This is a genomic window from Citrobacter sp. Cf088, from assembly GCF_030334295.1.
Taxonomy (GTDB): Bacteria; Pseudomonadota; Gammaproteobacteria; order Enterobacterales; family Enterobacteriaceae; genus Citrobacter; species Citrobacter freundii.
Genome location: NZ_JAOWEE010000040.1, coordinates 249,478 through 266,166 on the forward strand (window position 1 = coordinate 249,478; position 16,689 = coordinate 266,166).

The following is a 16,689-nucleotide window of genomic DNA, read 5'->3' on the forward strand; positions in this document are numbered from 1 at the left end:
TATATAGTAATATATAAAAAATTATATATATTGGGCTTGGCGATGAATAAATTACAACTTAAACACCGGGAGTTGAAGATTATTTCGGTAATCGCTGCCAGTGAAAATATCAGTCATGCCGCGACTGTTCTCGGCATCGCACAGGCCAACGTCAGTAAATATCTTGCTGATTTTGAATCAAAAGTTGGATTAAAGGTGTTTGACCGCACCACCCGGCAACTGACCCTCACGCCGTTTGGTATAGCGTTACTTCCTTACATCAATGACATGTTAGACAGAAACGAGCAGTTAAATAATTTCATTGCTGATTATAAGCACGAGAAACGTGGAAAAGTAACGGTATATGCACCAACCGGAATTATCGCTTACTTATCGCAACATGTTATTGCAAAAATTATGGATATTGGCGATATCAGTCTGGTGCTAAAAACCTATAACCTGGAACGTAAAGCCTTTTATGAAGGAGTCGAATTTCCAGATGACTGTGATGTTTTAATTACTTATGCACATCCAAAAGATGAATCTTTGGTCGCCAGTTTTATTACCAAATATGTGGTTACCGCTTTCGCCAGTAATCAATACCTGGCCCAACATCCCATCAGCACTCCTGAAGAACTTGAGCATCACTCCTGTATTCTGATTGATTCCATGATGATTGATGATGCTAACATTTGGCGATTCTCCTCCCCCGGAGGTAAAGAGATGCATGACTATCGCGTAACGGGTAATTATGTTTGCGACAATACGCAATCTGCGCTGTCGTTGGCGCGAAACCATCTGGGCATTGTTTTTGCACCGAAGGCGAGCGTACAAAAAGAAAGTCAGCCTAACGGGCTGGTTCCGTGTTTCTCCGGACAGCATGAATGGTGGCTGGATCTGGTGGCGATTTTCCGCAAACGTGAATATCAGCCATGGCGGGTACAGTTTATTCTTGATGAGATGTTGGCGGAGATTCGCCGGCAACTTGCTCAGTCTCTGGATCAGCAGACTGAGCAAGCAAAATAGCCTGAGTTTAATGATCGAGATACAGGTAATGTACCCAACTGGTCATGCGCAACAAGACTTTGCGCATGACGGACACATGTTCGAAGTGGTCAGAATAAACCGCGACCTGCGCGTAGATCCCATCAGGTAACGCGCTAACCTCCGCATTATCATTCAGCTCAATCGTGGCGATTACCCCTTCCGAACCGGGCGTAGAATTTAAGGATTGCAGCGCCCCATTCGACTGGTATGTCCCGCCCGGCACTGCCGGACTAATTGCAGCCAGTTTACCGCTGAATACCTTACCCGGCAGCGCGTTAAATACCACTTCCGCTTCATCGCCAGGTTCCAGACGCAGCAGCGAGTTCTGACGGAACTGGGCGATAATTTGCCTTTTTTGATCCGGGATGAATACCATCACCGGACGCATCGGCAGCGCGGCGGCATAGGTTCCCGGGCGCATCAGCACCTGCGTCACATAGCCATCGCTGGGTGCGCGAACCACAGTCTGGTCCAGGTTGAACTCCGCTTCGGCTAACTGCGCTTTCAGGCTGGCAATTTGCGAATTCTCGCCCAGTATCAGGCTGTCTAACTGACTCTGGATTTGCTGCTGCTCCGCGACGGAAGATTTCACCGACGCTTCCTGCGCCAGATAGTTTTGCCGCGCCGCATCAATATCGCGTTCAGAAAAAGGATTCACCTTCGCCTGACTACCCTGCGCATAGCGCTGGTAATCTTTTGCCAGTTTGTCACGCGTGGCCTTTGCCCGCTGCGTGTTGGCTATCATTTCGTCTAACTGCGCAACCAGAGCCTGCTCTTTATGCTGTGCGGTGACAATATCAGCTTTCAGGCGATCGACCCGTGCCTGATAACGCCCTGGATTAAGCTTAAACAGAACCTCGCCTTTTTTGATTAGCGTATTCTTCTTATCCGTCACTTCTGTCACTACACCCGTTACCTGCGGCACCACGGGAATAGAAATTACCGCCTTTTGTGCTTTAAAGGTATACGGATGGTTATAATTCATCAGTAATATAAGCCCGCAAACAATGAATATACCGCCTAATGCTGCGGTAGGAACTGTCCATTTATTTACAGGAATTTTAAAAATTTTAAATATTGACCATGCACACGCCACATAGGTCAGAACAATTAGTAAATCCATCGATATTACTCCGCCGGAGAGGTCTTGGCCTCACCCAGTTTCTTTTCCAGATCCGCAACCCTTGCCTGAAGCTGGATCAGGGAAGAATCCGCGCTCTGCATACCCCATCCGCGCTCCGGACGATAAAGCGTTGCCCAGATCCATAAAAAGGGCCAAATAACATGTAAGGTAAACAAACTAACCCAACCCGCAACATGTATTGCGTCGGCATGGGGGTGGTTACGTTTCTTTGCAATTAGATAGGGAATATCATGCAGAATAATAATCCCGTAAAAAATGACCAGGAATACAAAAATAAGCACTCCTAATGCAAAATAATTAAGGAACATATTTGCCTCAGGGATTTAAATTAAGGAATTCAGATGCAATTTGATTTAAACAATAGAGTTGATAATAGTATTGGAATGACCAGACTGGATGCAATTTTCTTATTTATATAACGATATATGGGTTTCTATATATACACGTCGTCTTTCGAGCTGCAGGACATAACTTGATGCCCGGTACGCTAAACGCGACCGGGCAGTAAGAGACGTGAAATTAAAACAGCCCCAGTGGTTTATCAGAGTAGCTCACCAACAGGCACTTGGTTTGCTGATAATGTTCAAGCATCATCTTATGCGTCTCGCGCCCGATGCCTGACTGCTTATAGCCACCAAACGCCGCATGTGCCGGATACGCATGGTAACAGTTGGTCCAAACTCGCCCTGCCTGAATCCCACGTCCCATTTTGTACGCCAGATTTCCATTACGACTCCAGACACCAGCACCAAGCCCATATTGGGTGTCATTAGCGATTTCCAGCGCCTCTTCCATGGTTTTAAACGTTGTGACAGCCAGAACCGGCCCGAAGATCTCCTCCTGGAAAACCCGCATGTTGTTCTTACCAAACAGAATGGTTGGTTCGAGGTAGTACCCCTCTTTTAACTCGCCATCCAGCTGCTTGCGCCGCCCGCCGGTGAGAACATCTGCTCCTTCTTTCTTACCAATGTCGATGTAATTCAGAATAGTTTCCAGTTGACCATGCGACACCTGCGCGCCCATTTGCGTCACGCTGTCTAACGGGTTGCCGCTACGGATACTTTCCACCCGACGAATGGCTCTTTCCATAAAACGTTCATAAATGGATTCCTGAACCAGCGCACGACTCGGACAGGTACACACTTCGCCCTGGTTGAAGGCAAACAATGCAAAACCTTCCAGCGCTTTGTCAAAGAACGCATCTTCTTCATCCATCACGTCCGCGAAGAAGATATTGGGTGATTTCCCGCCCAGTTCCAGCGTGACAGGAATAATGTTCTGCGTGGCGTACTGCATGATCTGCTGCCCAACTTCCGTTGAGCCGGTAAACGCCACTTTCGCAATACGTTTTGACGTCGCCAGATACTCACCGATCTCCCCACCCGCGCCGTTTACCACGTTCACCACGCCAGGCGGGAGCAGATCGCCGATGACTTCCATCAGCAACAGTACGGACAGCGGCGTCAGGCGCGCAGGTTTAAGCACCACGCAGTTACCCGCCGCCAGCGCGGGTGCCATCTTCCAGCTGGCCATCAGCAGCGGGAAGTTCCACGGGATAATTTGCCCTACCACGCCAAGAGGTTCATGGAAGTGATAAGCCACGGTTTCGCTATCAACCTCGCTGATTCCCCCTTCCTGCGCACGAATACAGGAGGCAAAATAGCGGAAATGGTCAATTGCCAGCGGCACATCGGCCGCACTGGTTTCGCGGATGGGTTTACCGTTATCCCAGGTTTCAGCCGTTGCCAGCAGCTCCAGATTTTGCTCCATACGATCGGCAATTTTGAACAAAATCGCCGCCCTGTCCTGCACGGAAGTCTGCGCCCATTTATCTTTTACTTTATGCGCGGCATCCAGTGCCAGATCGATGTCCTTTTTGCCGGAAGAGGCCACTTCGCACAGTAATTGCCCGGTTACCGGCGTCAGGTTTTGGTAATACTCGCCGTCCACGGGGGCGACCCAGTCACCACCGATAAAGTTATCGTATCGGGCTTTTAACTTCAGGGGGTAACCATACTCGCCGGGGTAAATACGCGTTGAAGGGGGGTTATTGGTCATGACCGTCTCCTTGCTGTAGGGGTATTACAAGGGTAGACGGGACTGGCGAATTATTCGCCAGCCTTTTACTGCTTTACGACAGGTATCACGAATTACATGGCAGCACGATAAATCGCCATGATTTCTTCATGTGTCGCCTGAATCGGGTTAGTGAAACCACAGGCATCTTTCAGGGCATTAGTCGCCAGAACGGCAAAATCTTCTTCCTTCACGTTCAGCTCACGCAGACCGGCCGGTATATTCACTTTCTGCGCCAGTTCGCGGATCGCCGCGATGCAGGCTTCTGCCCCTTGCTCTTCGCTCAGACCAGCAACTTTCACACCCATTGCCGAGGCGCAATCGCGCAGGCGGGCGGCAGCAACTTTACTATTAAATACCTGTACATGCGGCAGCAGTACGGCATTACATACTCCGTGTGGCAGATCGTAGAAGCCACCCAGCTGGTGCGCCATTGCATGCACGTAGCCAAGAGAGGCATTGTTAAAGGCCATACCTGCGAGGAACTGCGCATAGGCCATGGCTTCGCGCGCCTGAGCATTACTGCCCTCTTCAACGGCGACCGGCAGGTTTTGCGCAATCATGGTGACCGCTTTCAGCGCACATGCATCGGTAATCGGCGTGGCAGCAATCGACACGTAGGCTTCGATAGCGTGGGTTAACGCATCCATACCGGTAGCCGCCGTCAGAGACTTCGGCATGCCGACCATCAGCGAGGAGTCGTTAACCGACAGCAGCGGCGTAACGTGCTTATCGACAATCGCCATTTTAATGTGGCGTACTTCATCGGTGATGATGCAGAAGCGGGTCATTTCAGATGCCGTACCCGCCGTGGTGTTGATGGCGATCATCGGCAGCTGCGGTTTTGCAGAACGGTCTACACCTTCGTAATCGCGAATATCCCCACCATTAGCCGCCACCAGCGCAATACCTTTTGCACAATCGTGTGGAGAACCGCCACCGAGAGAAATAACGCTATCACAGTTGTTTTCAGTCAACATTTGCAGGCCAGCGGCAACGTTGCTGGTTGTGGGATTAGGATGCGTACCATCGTAAATTACGCTGAAAATATCACGTTCCTGTAATGCCTTTTGAATCTCGCCAGCCATACCTAATTTCGTCAGCATGGCATCCGTGACAATCAGCGTACGGCGAAAACCATATTCCGCCATTGTATTCATTGCGTCTTTTAATGAATCAGCGCCGATTACATTCACGGAAGGAATAAAAAATGTTGAAGCAGCCATTGTACGATCCTTAATTACTCTAAAAGAGTCAGGAAGCATACGAGTGAAATATCCAACAGAATATGATCATGGTTGTTATTTTAATAACAACCACAATTAAAAAGCACATTAGGTTCATAATCTAATGTGCTTATTTCAATCAATATCTATTTTGTATTAATTCATTTAATTCCTGAATTAATTGTTTCATTACTTTTCGGGGAACAGCAATGCATCGCGTAATAAATGATCATTTCCCCGACGGCGAGTAAAACCAATGCGATCAAAATATTCCAGAATCTGAATAGCCAATTTGCGCCCGATGTTAAGCCTGTCGCGAAAATCAGCGGCACATGTCGATCCCCTTTCCTGATCCAGTTCGCGGATCATATTGGCAAAGGCCACTATCCGATCGTTACGGTAATAACGATCTTTCACGATCGCGGTGATGATGCCTTGCTGCGCCGCTTGTCGTAACACCACACGCATCATTTGCTCATCCGTGCCCGTCTGTTTTGCCAGGTCGCGCACCCACCACGGCTCATCGCCAAAAAGCGGTTCTGCTTTTTGCCAGATAGCCTGCTGCTCATCGCTGAAACCGGCCTTGTGATCGGGCAAATGCAGCCAGCCATGATGACTATGGATGACGCCGCTCTCGCGCATCTTTTCAATCAGCAGCAGGACCAGCGCTTCATCTTCCATCGGCAAAGCCATCCGGCGCAGGCGTTCGCGCCCAGGTCCAGGCTCATCGCGGTGCTGGTCGTGGTAAGTCGCCAGCGTATCGAGGATTTTGCGCTGCCAGCGCGCTGCAACAGTGGCATCCAACAGACTGTATCCTGCCTGAATAAAACCATGCTGCTCGATCAACGGACGCATGCCGTTACCGTTGAGCTGACGCGCCCAGGCGAAGTCGGGAATATTTACCGCTCCACGCGTCAGGTGCAGCGCCAGAGCGTCACCATCACTCTGTGCGTTTTCCAACGCCGACAGCCACTGCAAATATTCCGGCTTACGCTTCCCGCGACGCGGCGGATTGAGCGTGACCACGCGCGCACCGGCCAGCGTCGTGCGAGCCGAAATATCGCGCAGCACCAGACGATCGTTATCGGCGAGCCAGAGCGGCGTATCAAACACCAGTTCCGCCAGCGTCCCTTCAAGCAGCGAGATTCTCCCGGTAACGTGGCTGGCAGCGTGGTGAATATGCAGAGGTTGCCACTGCATCAGCGGTGCCGCATGTTCTAAAGAAACAATCACGCGGGTAAACGCCTCTGGCGGCGCATCAGCAAGCAGCCAGTCGCCGCGGTTAAGTTCTTCTTTTTGCGCATCACCGGCAATATTTAGCGCAATACGTTGTCCCGCCTGCGCGCGATCGGTGGCCTGATTTTGTGCATGCAGGCTACGTACGCGCATCGGTTTGTTGACGCCCGTGAGCCACAGTGTGTCACCGACATTCACTTCACCGCTGAGCGCCGTCCCGGTCACCACCAGTCCCGCGCCTTTGACCGTAAAGGCACGGTCAATCGCCAGGCGAAAGCTGTGATCGCGGGCATGCTCGCGCGACGTTAATTGCAGCAAATGTTCGCGCAGTTCCTCGATGCCACGGCCTTCACTGGCGGCAGTGACGAAAAGCACCGACTCCGCGAAACCATAATTCCCCAGCGTGGCCTGAATTTCCGCACGCACCTCTTCAATTCTTGCTTCGTCCACGCGGTCGGCTTTCGTAAGCGCCACGGTGATCTGCGGATTACCCGTCAGTTGCAGAATTTGCAAATGCTCACGCGTTTGCGCCATCACGCCGTCATCACACGCCACCACCAGCAGCGCGTGATCAATCCCACCAACACCCGCCAGCATGTTAGACAGAAACTTTTCGTGTCCGGGTACATCGATAAATCCCAGTATCCGCCCGTCCGGCTGCGGCCAGTAGGCATAGCCGAGATCGATGGTCATGCCGCGCTTTTTTTCTTCCGGCAGACGGTCGGCATTCACGCCGGTAATCGCCTGTAATAACGTTGTTTTTCCGTGGTCAACGTGTCCGGCGGTTGCAATAATCATTTCAGCATCATCTCCATAAACCGGGTCTCGTCTTCAAGGCAGCGCAGATCCAGCCACATGCGGCCATCATAAATCCGGCCAATGATCGGCACGGGCAGTGCACGCCAACGGGCGGCCAGTGCTTCGAGGCGGCTACCGCGTCCGTCATGGGGGGTAAAGGTTAATGCCGCGCTGGGCAGCCTATCAACCGGTAGCGAGCCGCTGCCAATTTGCGACAGGCAAGGCATGACGTTCAGGGCGAATTCGTCACCGTAATGCTCGGCAAGCCGTGCCTTTAAGTGTTGGGCCTGCGCGTGGACAGCCTCCTGCGAGCGAGTGAGCTGGCGTAACGTCGGCAACTTCTGCGCCAGCGCTTCCGGGTGCAGGTAGAGTCGCAGCGTCGCTTCCAGCGCAGCCAGTGTCATTTTATCAGCCCGTAATGCGCGTTTCAGCGGATGGCTCTGTAAGCGAGCGATCATCTCTTTTTTACCGACGATAATCCCGGCCTGCGGCCCGCCCAGTAATTTATCGCCAGAGAAGCTCACCAGACTGACGCCAGCGGCAATCAGCTGTTGCGGCATCGGCTCCTGCGGTAATCCATACTGGCTGAGATCGACCAGTGATCCGCTGCCGAGATCCGCCACCACCGGCACATCCAGTTCCTTGCCAATAGCGGCCAGCTCAGCCTCATCCACCGACTTCGTAAAGCCTTCAATGCTGTAATTACTGGTATGGACTTTCATCAGCAGAGCGGTATTTTCATTCACCGCCTGACGGTAATCTTTCGCATGGGTCCGGTTGGTGGTACCGACTTCGCGCAGAACACATCCGGCCTGGCACATCACGTCCGGAATACGAAACGCGCCGCCAATTTCCACCAGCTCACCGCGCGAAACGACCACCTCTTTGCCGTTGGCCGTGGCGGCCAGCATCAGTAAAACCGCTGCCGCATTGTTATTGACGATACAGGCGTCCTCCGCTCCCGTCAGACGACAGAGTAAATCCGCCAGCGCCCGATCCCGATGTCCACGTCCGGCATCATCCAGGCTGTATTCCAGCGTCACTGGCGTGCGCATGGCTTGCACCACCGCCTCGATCGCTTCTTCGGCCTGCGACGCTCGCCCAAGGTTGGTATGCAGCACCGTTCCGGTCAGGTTAATCACCGGACGCAGCGCGCTTTGCGATTCTCGTTCCAGCCGGGCGCTGGCTTCTTGCGCCCAGTCCTCACACCATGCCGGGAGCGCGTGCGTGTCGCGAATCGTATCTCTGGCTTCGTCAAGCATATGACGCAGCAGGTCAACCACCCGGGTATGACCGTGAGATTCACGTAAGGCTGGGAAGGCGCTATCGCGCAATAAACGATCGATAGCGGGAAGCTGGCTGTAGAGTGAACGCATGTCGGTTGTCATGAAAGGGCCTGGCTGTTGGTGGCCCTCTCCACCGCGGAGAGGGCTATCGATATAGGAAGGATTGTACCGTGACTTTGCTCAGGCAGGTATTATCTGCATCAAGCCTTTGGCGGTTCTGTGCGGGCAAAACTTTCGCGTTGAAAAAGCGTTTCCACCAGTTTGACCAGACGTGGGCGGTCCACACACCAGCCGGGCGCGACCCGACGGAAATTGAGATAACCGACGGCACAGGCAATCGCGATGGTAGCCAGGTTAACCGTATCCGTTTTCAGCGTACCGTCCGCCAGATAGCCTTCCAGCATATCCAGACTGCGGGTGATCTTCTCCCGCTGGCGTAACAATTCAGTTTCTGACTGCTGCGCGGCGGGGCGAGCCTGCTCGCGCACCGAGACTAATCCCGCATCCATAATACCGTCGGCCAGCGCTTCCAGTTGACGAACTTTGAGCGCCGCTAACGGTTCACCCGGTAGCATGGCTGGCGCAATATCCAGCAGCTCTATGTATTCTGCGATGATCGGAGAGTCAAACCAGTACTCACCCTCATCGGTGACCAACGCGGGTACTTTTCCTAGCGGGTTATAACGCGCCACGCCACTATCCGCGCTATAGGGAAGTTCATTCACAAATTCGAAGGTGATGCCCTTTTCCAGTAACAGAATAGAAATTTTACGCACAAAAGGGCTGGTATAGCTGCCAATGAGTTTCATGCCGGGTCCTTTTTGCCAACAAAAATATCAGTATGGCTCAGGTCGCCGTAAATGGCAGGTGATGACGATCTCAATGATCCAAATAAAGGTAATGCATCCAGCTGGTCATGCGCAGCAGCACTTTACGCATCACTGACACGTGAGCGAAATGGTCGGAATAGACCGCCACCTGGGCATAGATACCGTCCGGCAGCGCATCCACATCGGCATTAGGATCCAACTCAATCGTAGCCAGCACGCCATCGGTACCCGGCACCACCGTTAAGGACTGTAATGCCCCCTGCGCCTGATAAGAGCCGCCCGGCACAACCGGAAGAATGGAGGTCAACTTGCCGGAGAAAACCTGACCAGGCAGCGCGTTGAAGACCACTTCCGCTTCATCACCCGGTTTAAGACGCAGCAACGAGTTCTGGCGGAATTGCGCCACAATTTGCCGTTTCTGTTCTGGAATAAATACCATCACCGGGCGCAGAGGTAGCGCGGCGGCGTAGGTCCCGGGCCGAATAAGCACTTGCGTAACATAGCCGTTGCTGGGGGCACGGACGATAGTCTGCTCAAGATTGTATTTGGCTTCAGCGAGCTGAGCGCGCAGAGACGCAACCTGAGATTGCTCCCCGTTGACCATACTGTCTAACTGACTCTGAATCTGCGTCTGTTCGGCAACGGAACCTTTTACCAGCGCGTCCTGTGCCAGATAGTTCTGCCGGGCGTTGTCGATATCGCTTTCAGAGAAGGGATTAACCTTCGCCTGGCTGCCCTTCAAATAGCGTTGATAATCTTTATACAGACGATCGCGTTCAGCGGAAACGCGGGTAGTGTTGGCGACGGCTTCAGAAAGTTGGGCTTTCAGATTGTCGATGTTGTGTGTGGCGGTAACAAGATCAGCCTGCAGTCTGTCAACACGTGCCTGATAGCGGCCTGGATCGAGTTTAAATAACACTTCGCCTTTTTTAATCAACTGATTATTTTTATCCGTTACCTCACTAACAATTCCTGTGACTTGCGGAGTGATCGGAATTGAAATAACCGCTTTTTGCGCCGTAAAGGTATACGGGTGGTTATAGTTCATTAATAAGATCAGTCCCGCAACAATGAATACCCCACCTAATGCAGCAGTAGCGAGCGTCCATTGGTTTACAGGAATACGGAATATTTTAAAGATGGCCCAGGCAAAGGCCACATAGGTCAGGACTATCAACAAATCCATGATTAAATCTCCGGAAAGGTGGAGTAATCTGTTTTCTTCTCCCCATCCAGTCTTTTTTCCAACTGGGTGATGCGCGCTGCCAGTGCGGCAATCTCGGGGTCTGGGTCCTTTCCGTTCGACATGATGTGTGATTGCATGCCCCACCCACGTTCAGGCTGGTAGAGCGTCGCCCAAATCCACAGGAACGGCCATATTGCATGGAGTGTAAACAGGCTAATCCAACCCGCCGTATGAATGGCATCAGCATGAGGATGGTTGCGTTTTTTAGCCATGTTATAGGGAATATCGTGAATGGCGATGATTCCGTAAAACAGAACCAGAAAGACGAAGATCAGCACGCCCAGTGCGAAATAATTTAGAAACATACCTGCCTCGAATTCACGCTAATTAGAGTTTTTTTATGCCGGCAGCCGCATGCACCCAGGCTGATGTTTTGAACATAACTGCAGTTTGGGGTTTTCGCCATACCACAAAATAAATATTTTTTCTGGTGAGAAGTTGCTTTCTTTTGCAATAAAAATATCGGGGGGTAGAACCTGCTGTAGATCACATCCGAGCAAATGCAGATGAAAATACTTTGCGATCTGCATCACAAAGATTCAACAAACAGCAAAGGATAAAATGTGAATCAGTTCACATTTACCCCCCATTTTTGGCGAATTCTGATCCAGTGATGTTTTTTTGTACCGATATTTTGTGATTAAGATCACATTAACTAACGCCATACACCCTATATTTACGTGACGAATATCACATAAAAGGTCGTCGACTGGACAGTTGAACGATTCAGTGCCAGATTTCGCAGTATCTACAGGGTCCGGCTACCTCCTGCCGCTACATTAACAAACCTCGGGCTTTCAGCCTGCGCGATAGCAAACATAAGAAGGGGTGTTTTTATGTCATCCGATATTAAGATCAAGGTGCAAAGCTTTGGTCGATTCCTCAGCAACATGGTGATGCCAAATATCGGCGCGTTTATCGCGTGGGGTATTATCACCGCATTATTCATTCCGACAGGGTGGTTGCCGAACGAAACGCTGGCGAAGCTTGTCGGTCCTATGATCACCTATCTGCTGCCGCTGCTGATCGGTTATACCGGTGGTAAGCTGGTTGGCGGCGAACGTGGCGGCGTGGTTGGTGCTATCACCACCATGGGCGTTATCGTCGGTGCAGATATGCCAATGTTCCTCGGCGCGATGATCGCAGGTCCGCTGGGCGGCTGGGCTATCAAACATTTCGACAACTGGGTAGACGGTAAGATCAAGTCCGGTTTTGAGATGCTGGTGAATAACTTCTCCGCAGGCATCATCGGGATGATCCTCGCCATTCTGGCATTCCTTGGCATTGGCCCATTGGTTGAAGCACTGTCCAAAATCCTGGCGGCAGGCGTTAACTTCATGGTTGTCCATGACATGCTGCCGCTGGCGTCTATCTTCGTTGAACCGGCGAAAATCCTGTTCCTCAACAACGCCATCAACCACGGTATTTTCTCACCGCTGGGAATTCAGCAGTCCCATGAGATGGGCAAATCCATCTTCTTCCTGATTGAAGCTAACCCGGGTCCGGGTATGGGTGTTCTGCTGGCATACATGTTCTTCGGTCGCGGCAGCGCTAAGCAGTCTGCGGGCGGCGCGGCAATCATCCACTTCCTGGGTGGTATCCACGAAATTTACTTCCCGTACGTGCTGATGAACCCACGTCTGATCCTGGCCGTTATCCTCGGCGGTATGACTGGCGTATTTACCCTGACTATCCTGAACGGCGGTCTGGTTTCTCCGGCCTCTCCGGGTTCTATCCTGGCCGTGCTGGCCATGACGCCGAAGGGCGCTTACTTCGCTAACATCGCTGCTATCTGTGCTGCTATGGCAGTCTCCTTTGTGGTTTCAGCCATTCTGCTGAAAACCAGCAAAGTGAAAGAAGATGATGACATTGATGCCGCAACCCGTCGTATGCACGACATGAAAGCGGAATCCAAAGGCGCATCTCCGCTGGCGGCTGGCGACGTGACCAACGACCTGAGCCATGTGCGTAAAATCATTGTTGCCTGCGATGCCGGTATGGGTTCCAGCGCCATGGGTGCGGGCGTACTGCGTAAGAAAGTGCAGGATGCAGGTCTGTCTCAGATTTCCGTCACTAACAGCGCGATTAACAATCTGCCGCCGGATGTGGATCTGGTCATTACCCACCGTGACCTGACCGAACGCGCGATGCGCCAGGTGCCTCAGGCACAGCACATTTCGCTGACCAACTTCCTCGACAGTGGCCTGTACTCCAACCTGACCGAACGTCTGGTCGCTGCACAGCGCCACAACGTGAACGAAGAGAAAGTCCGCGATCACCTGAAAGACAGCTTTGAAGAGGGTGATACTCACCTGTTCAAACTGGGTGCGGAGAATATCTTCCTCGGTCGTAAAGCCACTAACAAAGAGGAAGCAATTCGCTTTGCTGGTGAGCAACTGGTGAAAGGCGGTTACGTTGAGCCAGAATACGTCGAGGCGATGCTGGACCGCGAAAAACTGACTCCGACTTACCTCGGCGAGTCCATTGCAGTACCGCACGGAACGGTTGAAGCCAAAGACCGTGTGCTGAAAACCGGTGTGGTGTTCTGCCAGTACCCGGAAGGCGTTCGCTTCGGTGAAGAAGAAGACGATATTGCCCGCCTGGTGATTGGTATCGCAGCACGTAACAACGAGCACATCCAGGTGATTACCAGCCTGACCAACGCGCTGGATGACGAATCCGTGATCGAACGTCTGGCCCATACCACCAGCGTGGATGAAGTTCTGGAGCTGCTGGCTGGTAAAAAAGCTTAACGGTTAAGTATCTCCAAAATAGTTCGAGCTGCAGGAAGGCGGCAACGCAGTGAATCCCCAGGAGCGTACATAAGTACGTGACTGGGGTGAGCAAGGAGAGCCAACGCATCTGCAGTTCGAAATATGAAGGCGATATCCTCTCCCTTGTGGAGAGGGTTAGGTTGAGGGAAAAGCCTCACCCCAGCCCTCTTGGGTAAAAACATTGATGAAGGTTAATACTATGAAAGCATTACATTTTGGCGCAGGTAATATCGGTCGTGGCTTTATCGGCAAACTGCTGGCGGACGCGGGGATACAGCTGACGTTCGCGGATGTAAATCAGGTCGTACTCGATGCCCTGAATGCCCGTCATAGCTATCAGGTTCATGTCGTAGGTGAAAACGAACAGGTTGATACCGTCTCCGGCGTCAACGCCGTGAGCAGCATCGGCGATGATGTCGTCGACCTGATTGCCCATGTAGATTTAGTCACTACCGCCGTCGGTCCAGTCGTGCTTGAGCGTATCGCTCCGGCCATCGCCAAAGGGCTGGTTAAACGCAAGGCACAGGGTATAGCTACTCCGCTGAATATCATCGCCTGTGAAAACATGGTGCGCGGAACGACCCAGTTGAAAGGCCATGTAATGAACGCGCTGGCAGATGAAGACAAAGCCTGGGTTGAAGAACATGTTGGCTTCGTCGATTCCGCCGTGGACCGCATTGTTCCGCCTTCGGCTTCAGCAACCAATGACCCGCTGGAAGTTACCGTAGAAACCTTCAGTGAGTGGATTGTCGACAAAACACAGTTCAAAGGTGAACTACCAAATATTCCAGGAATGGAATTAACTGATAACCTAATGGCATTTGTCGAACGTAAACTCTTCACGCTAAACACCGGGCATGCTATAACCGCGTACCTCGGAAAATTGACCGGTCATCAGACCATCCGTGACGCGATTCTCGACGAGAAAATCCGCGCAGTGGTAAAAGGTGCGATGGAAGAGAGCGGCGCGGTACTGATCAAACGCTATGGTTTTGATGCAGCAAAACATGCGGCATACATTCAGAAAATCCTCGGTCGCTTTGAAAACCCGTATCTGAAAGATGACGTTGAGCGCGTGGGTCGTCAGCCGCTGCGTAAGCTGAGCGCGGGAGATCGTCTGATTAAACCGCTGCTGGGTACGCTGGAGTATAGTTTGCCGCATGCGAATCTGGTTATCGGTATTGCGGCAGCGATGCACTATCGCAGCGAAGAAGATCCGCAGGCACAGGAACTGGCCGCGCTGATTGACGAAAAAGGTCCACAGGCCGCGCTGGCGCAAGTTTCCGGGCTGGATGCCAACAGCGATGTCGTGCTTGAGGCTGTTAACGCGTATAACGCAAAGAAATGATGCAGGACCTGGCGCAGGATATCCTGCGCCTGAATAATAGATTGTCAGATATGCAGGCAATAATGGAACAAACGCAGGCCTTTGAAAATCGTGTGCTTGAGCGTCTGAATGCTGGCAAAACCGTACGCAGCTTCCTCATCACCGCCGTAGAACTGCTCACCGAGGCGGTGAATATTCTTGTGCTTCAGGTATTTCGCAAAGACGACTATGCGGTGAAATATGCTGTAGAACCACTGCTTGACGGCGACGGTCCGCTGGGCGATCTTTCCGTTCGCCTGAAGCTCATCTACGGTCTGGGCGTGCTCAGCCGACCGGAGTATGAAGACGCCGAGCTTCTGATGGCGCTGCGGGAAGAGTTAAACCATGACGGCAATGAATATGCGTTCACCGACGACGAAATTCTTGGTCCGTTTGGCGAACTCCACTGCGTGACGGCACTCCCGCCGCCACCGCAGTTTGATACCTCAGACTCAGGTCTGCACGCGATGCAGATCCAGCGCTACCAGCAGATGGTGCGCTCCACGATGGTACTTTCCCTGACCGAGCTGATTTCTAAAATCAGCTTAAAAAAAGCCTTTCAAAAATAAGACGATGCTTGCTTATTTCTCTTCCTGCTGCGGTCGATAAAGCTGCCGATAGTACGCCAGACGTTGCAGATACAACTGCGCATTCTCCTGCGGTATTTCAGAAGGGACAACGTTGCGTGGCGGTGTTTTATTCAGATACTCGCGAAAAGCCTGGCTTGAAGCCATAAAATCGACCGTCTTATCAATTAGAGCCGAAACGTTCTCACCTATTTTCGCCATAATCTTCCCTCCTCCATGTATTAACCGCGCTCAGCCTGCGCGGTTGATCATTTAAGTTTAGGATCGGTTTGGCAAATACATTAAGGAAAACGTGCTTCACTATGAACCCGCCAAAAAAATGCGCCATGGTCGATCTTATCGCTTAAAATTCCTTATTAATCAAAATAGTAATATTTTCATTAGCTGAATAATACTTGCAACATTTGATTATTTATCTTCGATTAGTTGTGAATAATCCCGCTCTGCGCGCATACTATAGGATATTCATCCTATTTTTATCAGAAGCTATCCTATGAAAGAAGTCGAAAAAAACGAAATTAAACGCCTGAGCGATCGTCTGGACGCTATCCGCCACCAGCAGGCTGACCTGTCTCTGGTTGAAGCCGCCGACAAATATGCCGAGCTAGAGCAAGAGAAAGAAACTCTGGAAAACGAGATTGCGCGTCTGCGTGAAGTCCATGGTCAGAAGCTGAGCAAAGAAGCGCAAAAACTGACGAAACTCCCTTTCCGTCGTACCATCACCAAAAAAGAACAGGCCGACATGGGCAAACTGAAGAAGAGCGTGCGCGGCCTGATTGTCGTTCACCCGATGACCGAGCTTGGCCGTGAAATGGGCCTGAAAGAAATGACAGGCTTCGCGAAGAGCGAGTTCTGATCTCCCACCGGGCAACATCCGCTTGCCCGGTCCTTCACTTCCCCTCGCAATTGGCCCTACCAATTTTAGCCAGATCATACCAGTACCTCACATTTCATTAAAATGTGAGTACAATATCGTTGCCAATAAATAACATTTGATTAACCATTCATTGTCATTACCCCTACACAACAATATTGGCAGGGCCACTTTTACACATAATGTGACGAAGATTTGAGCAAAGACTCATTCCATTATG

Annotated in this window: 15 protein-coding genes; 5 read left to right on the forward strand and 10 right to left on the reverse strand. The window is 51.5% G+C overall.

What is annotated here, in order from left to right; translation table 11 throughout:
* Positions 1 to 42: 42 nt before the first annotated feature.
* Positions 43 to 1,005 carry a LysR family transcriptional regulator gene (locus OGV71_RS06475; RefSeq protein WP_003844559.1) on the forward strand — a complete coding sequence of 321 codons (963 nt, stop codon included), beginning with the start codon at positions 43 to 45 and terminating at the stop codon, positions 1,003 to 1,005.
* A 7-nt stretch (positions 1,006 to 1,012) separates the two neighbouring features.
* Here the strand turns inward: OGV71_RS06475 and OGV71_RS06480 are convergent, their stop codons facing one another.
* From OGV71_RS06480 to OGV71_RS06520, 9 genes are all read right to left on the reverse strand, one after another.
* Positions 1,013 to 2,149, reverse strand: coding sequence for an HlyD family secretion protein (locus tag OGV71_RS06480; protein WP_003024202.1), 1,137 nt, complete (start codon positions 2,147 to 2,149; stop codon positions 1,013 to 1,015).
* A 5-nt stretch (positions 2,150 to 2,154) separates the two neighbouring features.
* On the reverse strand, positions 2,155 to 2,478 hold the full coding sequence (locus OGV71_RS06485; protein ID WP_003024200.1) for a DUF3302 domain-containing protein: 324 nt from the start codon (positions 2,476 to 2,478) through the stop codon (positions 2,155 to 2,157).
* Between the two features lie 211 nt (positions 2,479 to 2,689).
* Complete coding sequence (gene aldB / locus OGV71_RS06490; RefSeq protein ID WP_003837670.1) at positions 2,690 to 4,228, reverse strand: aldehyde dehydrogenase AldB; 1,539 nt, start codon at positions 4,226 to 4,228, stop codon at positions 2,690 to 2,692.
* A gap of 92 nt (positions 4,229 to 4,320) precedes the next feature.
* Entirely contained in the window at positions 4,321 to 5,472 is a 1,152-nt protein-coding gene (gene yiaY / locus OGV71_RS06495; RefSeq protein ID WP_204583179.1) for an L-threonine dehydrogenase, read from the reverse strand.
* 189 nt (positions 5,473 to 5,661) lie between these two features.
* On the reverse strand, positions 5,662 to 7,506 hold the full coding sequence (selB, locus tag OGV71_RS06500) for a selenocysteine-specific translation elongation factor (RefSeq protein ID WP_071667603.1): 1,845 nt from the start codon (positions 7,504 to 7,506) through the stop codon (positions 5,662 to 5,664).
* A complete protein-coding gene (gene selA / locus OGV71_RS06505) occupies positions 7,503 to 8,894 on the reverse strand; it encodes an L-seryl-tRNA(Sec) selenium transferase (protein ID WP_182316833.1) in 1,392 nt (463 codons plus the stop codon). The genes selB and selA overlap by 4 nt, the downstream gene beginning before the upstream one ends.
* Positions 8,895 to 8,992: 98 nt before the next feature.
* Positions 8,993 to 9,601 carry a glutathione S-transferase gene (locus OGV71_RS06510; protein ID WP_003024191.1) on the reverse strand — a complete coding sequence of 203 codons (609 nt, stop codon included), beginning with the start codon at positions 9,599 to 9,601 and terminating at the stop codon, positions 8,993 to 8,995.
* A gap of 70 nt (positions 9,602 to 9,671) precedes the next feature.
* Positions 9,672 to 10,808 carry an HlyD family secretion protein gene (locus tag OGV71_RS06515; RefSeq protein ID WP_003024188.1) on the reverse strand — a complete coding sequence of 379 codons (1,137 nt, stop codon included), beginning with the start codon at positions 10,806 to 10,808 and terminating at the stop codon, positions 9,672 to 9,674.
* 2 nt (positions 10,809 to 10,810) lie between these two features.
* On the reverse strand, positions 10,811 to 11,173 hold the full coding sequence (locus OGV71_RS06520; protein ID WP_003024186.1) for a DUF3302 domain-containing protein: 363 nt from the start codon (positions 11,171 to 11,173) through the stop codon (positions 10,811 to 10,813).
* Between the two features lie 531 nt (positions 11,174 to 11,704).
* Between OGV71_RS06520 and mtlA the strand changes: the two genes are divergently transcribed.
* The 3 genes from mtlA to mtlR all read left to right on the forward strand — a co-directional run bounded on the left by mtlA (position 11,705) and on the right by mtlR (position 15,577).
* Complete coding sequence (gene mtlA / locus OGV71_RS06525) at positions 11,705 to 13,621, forward strand: PTS mannitol transporter subunit IICBA (protein WP_003024181.1); 1,917 nt, start codon at positions 11,705 to 11,707, stop codon at positions 13,619 to 13,621.
* Positions 13,622 to 13,841: 220 nt separating this feature from the next.
* The gene (gene mtlD / locus OGV71_RS06530) at positions 13,842 to 14,990 is read left to right on the forward strand and encodes a mannitol-1-phosphate 5-dehydrogenase (protein WP_086504675.1); all 1,149 of its coding nucleotides are present in this window, start codon (positions 13,842 to 13,844) and stop codon (positions 14,988 to 14,990) included.
* Entirely contained in the window at positions 14,990 to 15,577 is a 588-nt protein-coding gene (gene mtlR / locus OGV71_RS06535; protein ID WP_003024179.1) for a mannitol operon repressor MtlR, read from the forward strand. The genes mtlD and mtlR overlap by 1 nt, the downstream gene beginning before the upstream one ends.
* A gap of 12 nt (positions 15,578 to 15,589) precedes the next feature.
* Here mtlR and OGV71_RS06540 read toward each other — a convergent pair whose 3' ends face one another.
* Positions 15,590 to 15,796 carry a hypothetical protein gene (locus OGV71_RS06540; protein ID WP_003024176.1) on the reverse strand — a complete coding sequence of 69 codons (207 nt, stop codon included), beginning with the start codon at positions 15,794 to 15,796 and terminating at the stop codon, positions 15,590 to 15,592.
* A 292-nt stretch (positions 15,797 to 16,088) separates the two neighbouring features.
* Here OGV71_RS06540 and OGV71_RS06545 point away from each other — a divergent pair, with 292 nt between their 5' ends.
* The gene (locus OGV71_RS06545; RefSeq protein ID WP_003024174.1) at positions 16,089 to 16,451 is read left to right on the forward strand and encodes a YibL family ribosome-associated protein; all 363 of its coding nucleotides are present in this window, start codon (positions 16,089 to 16,091) and stop codon (positions 16,449 to 16,451) included.
* The last annotated feature ends 238 nt before the right edge of the window (positions 16,452 to 16,689 follow it).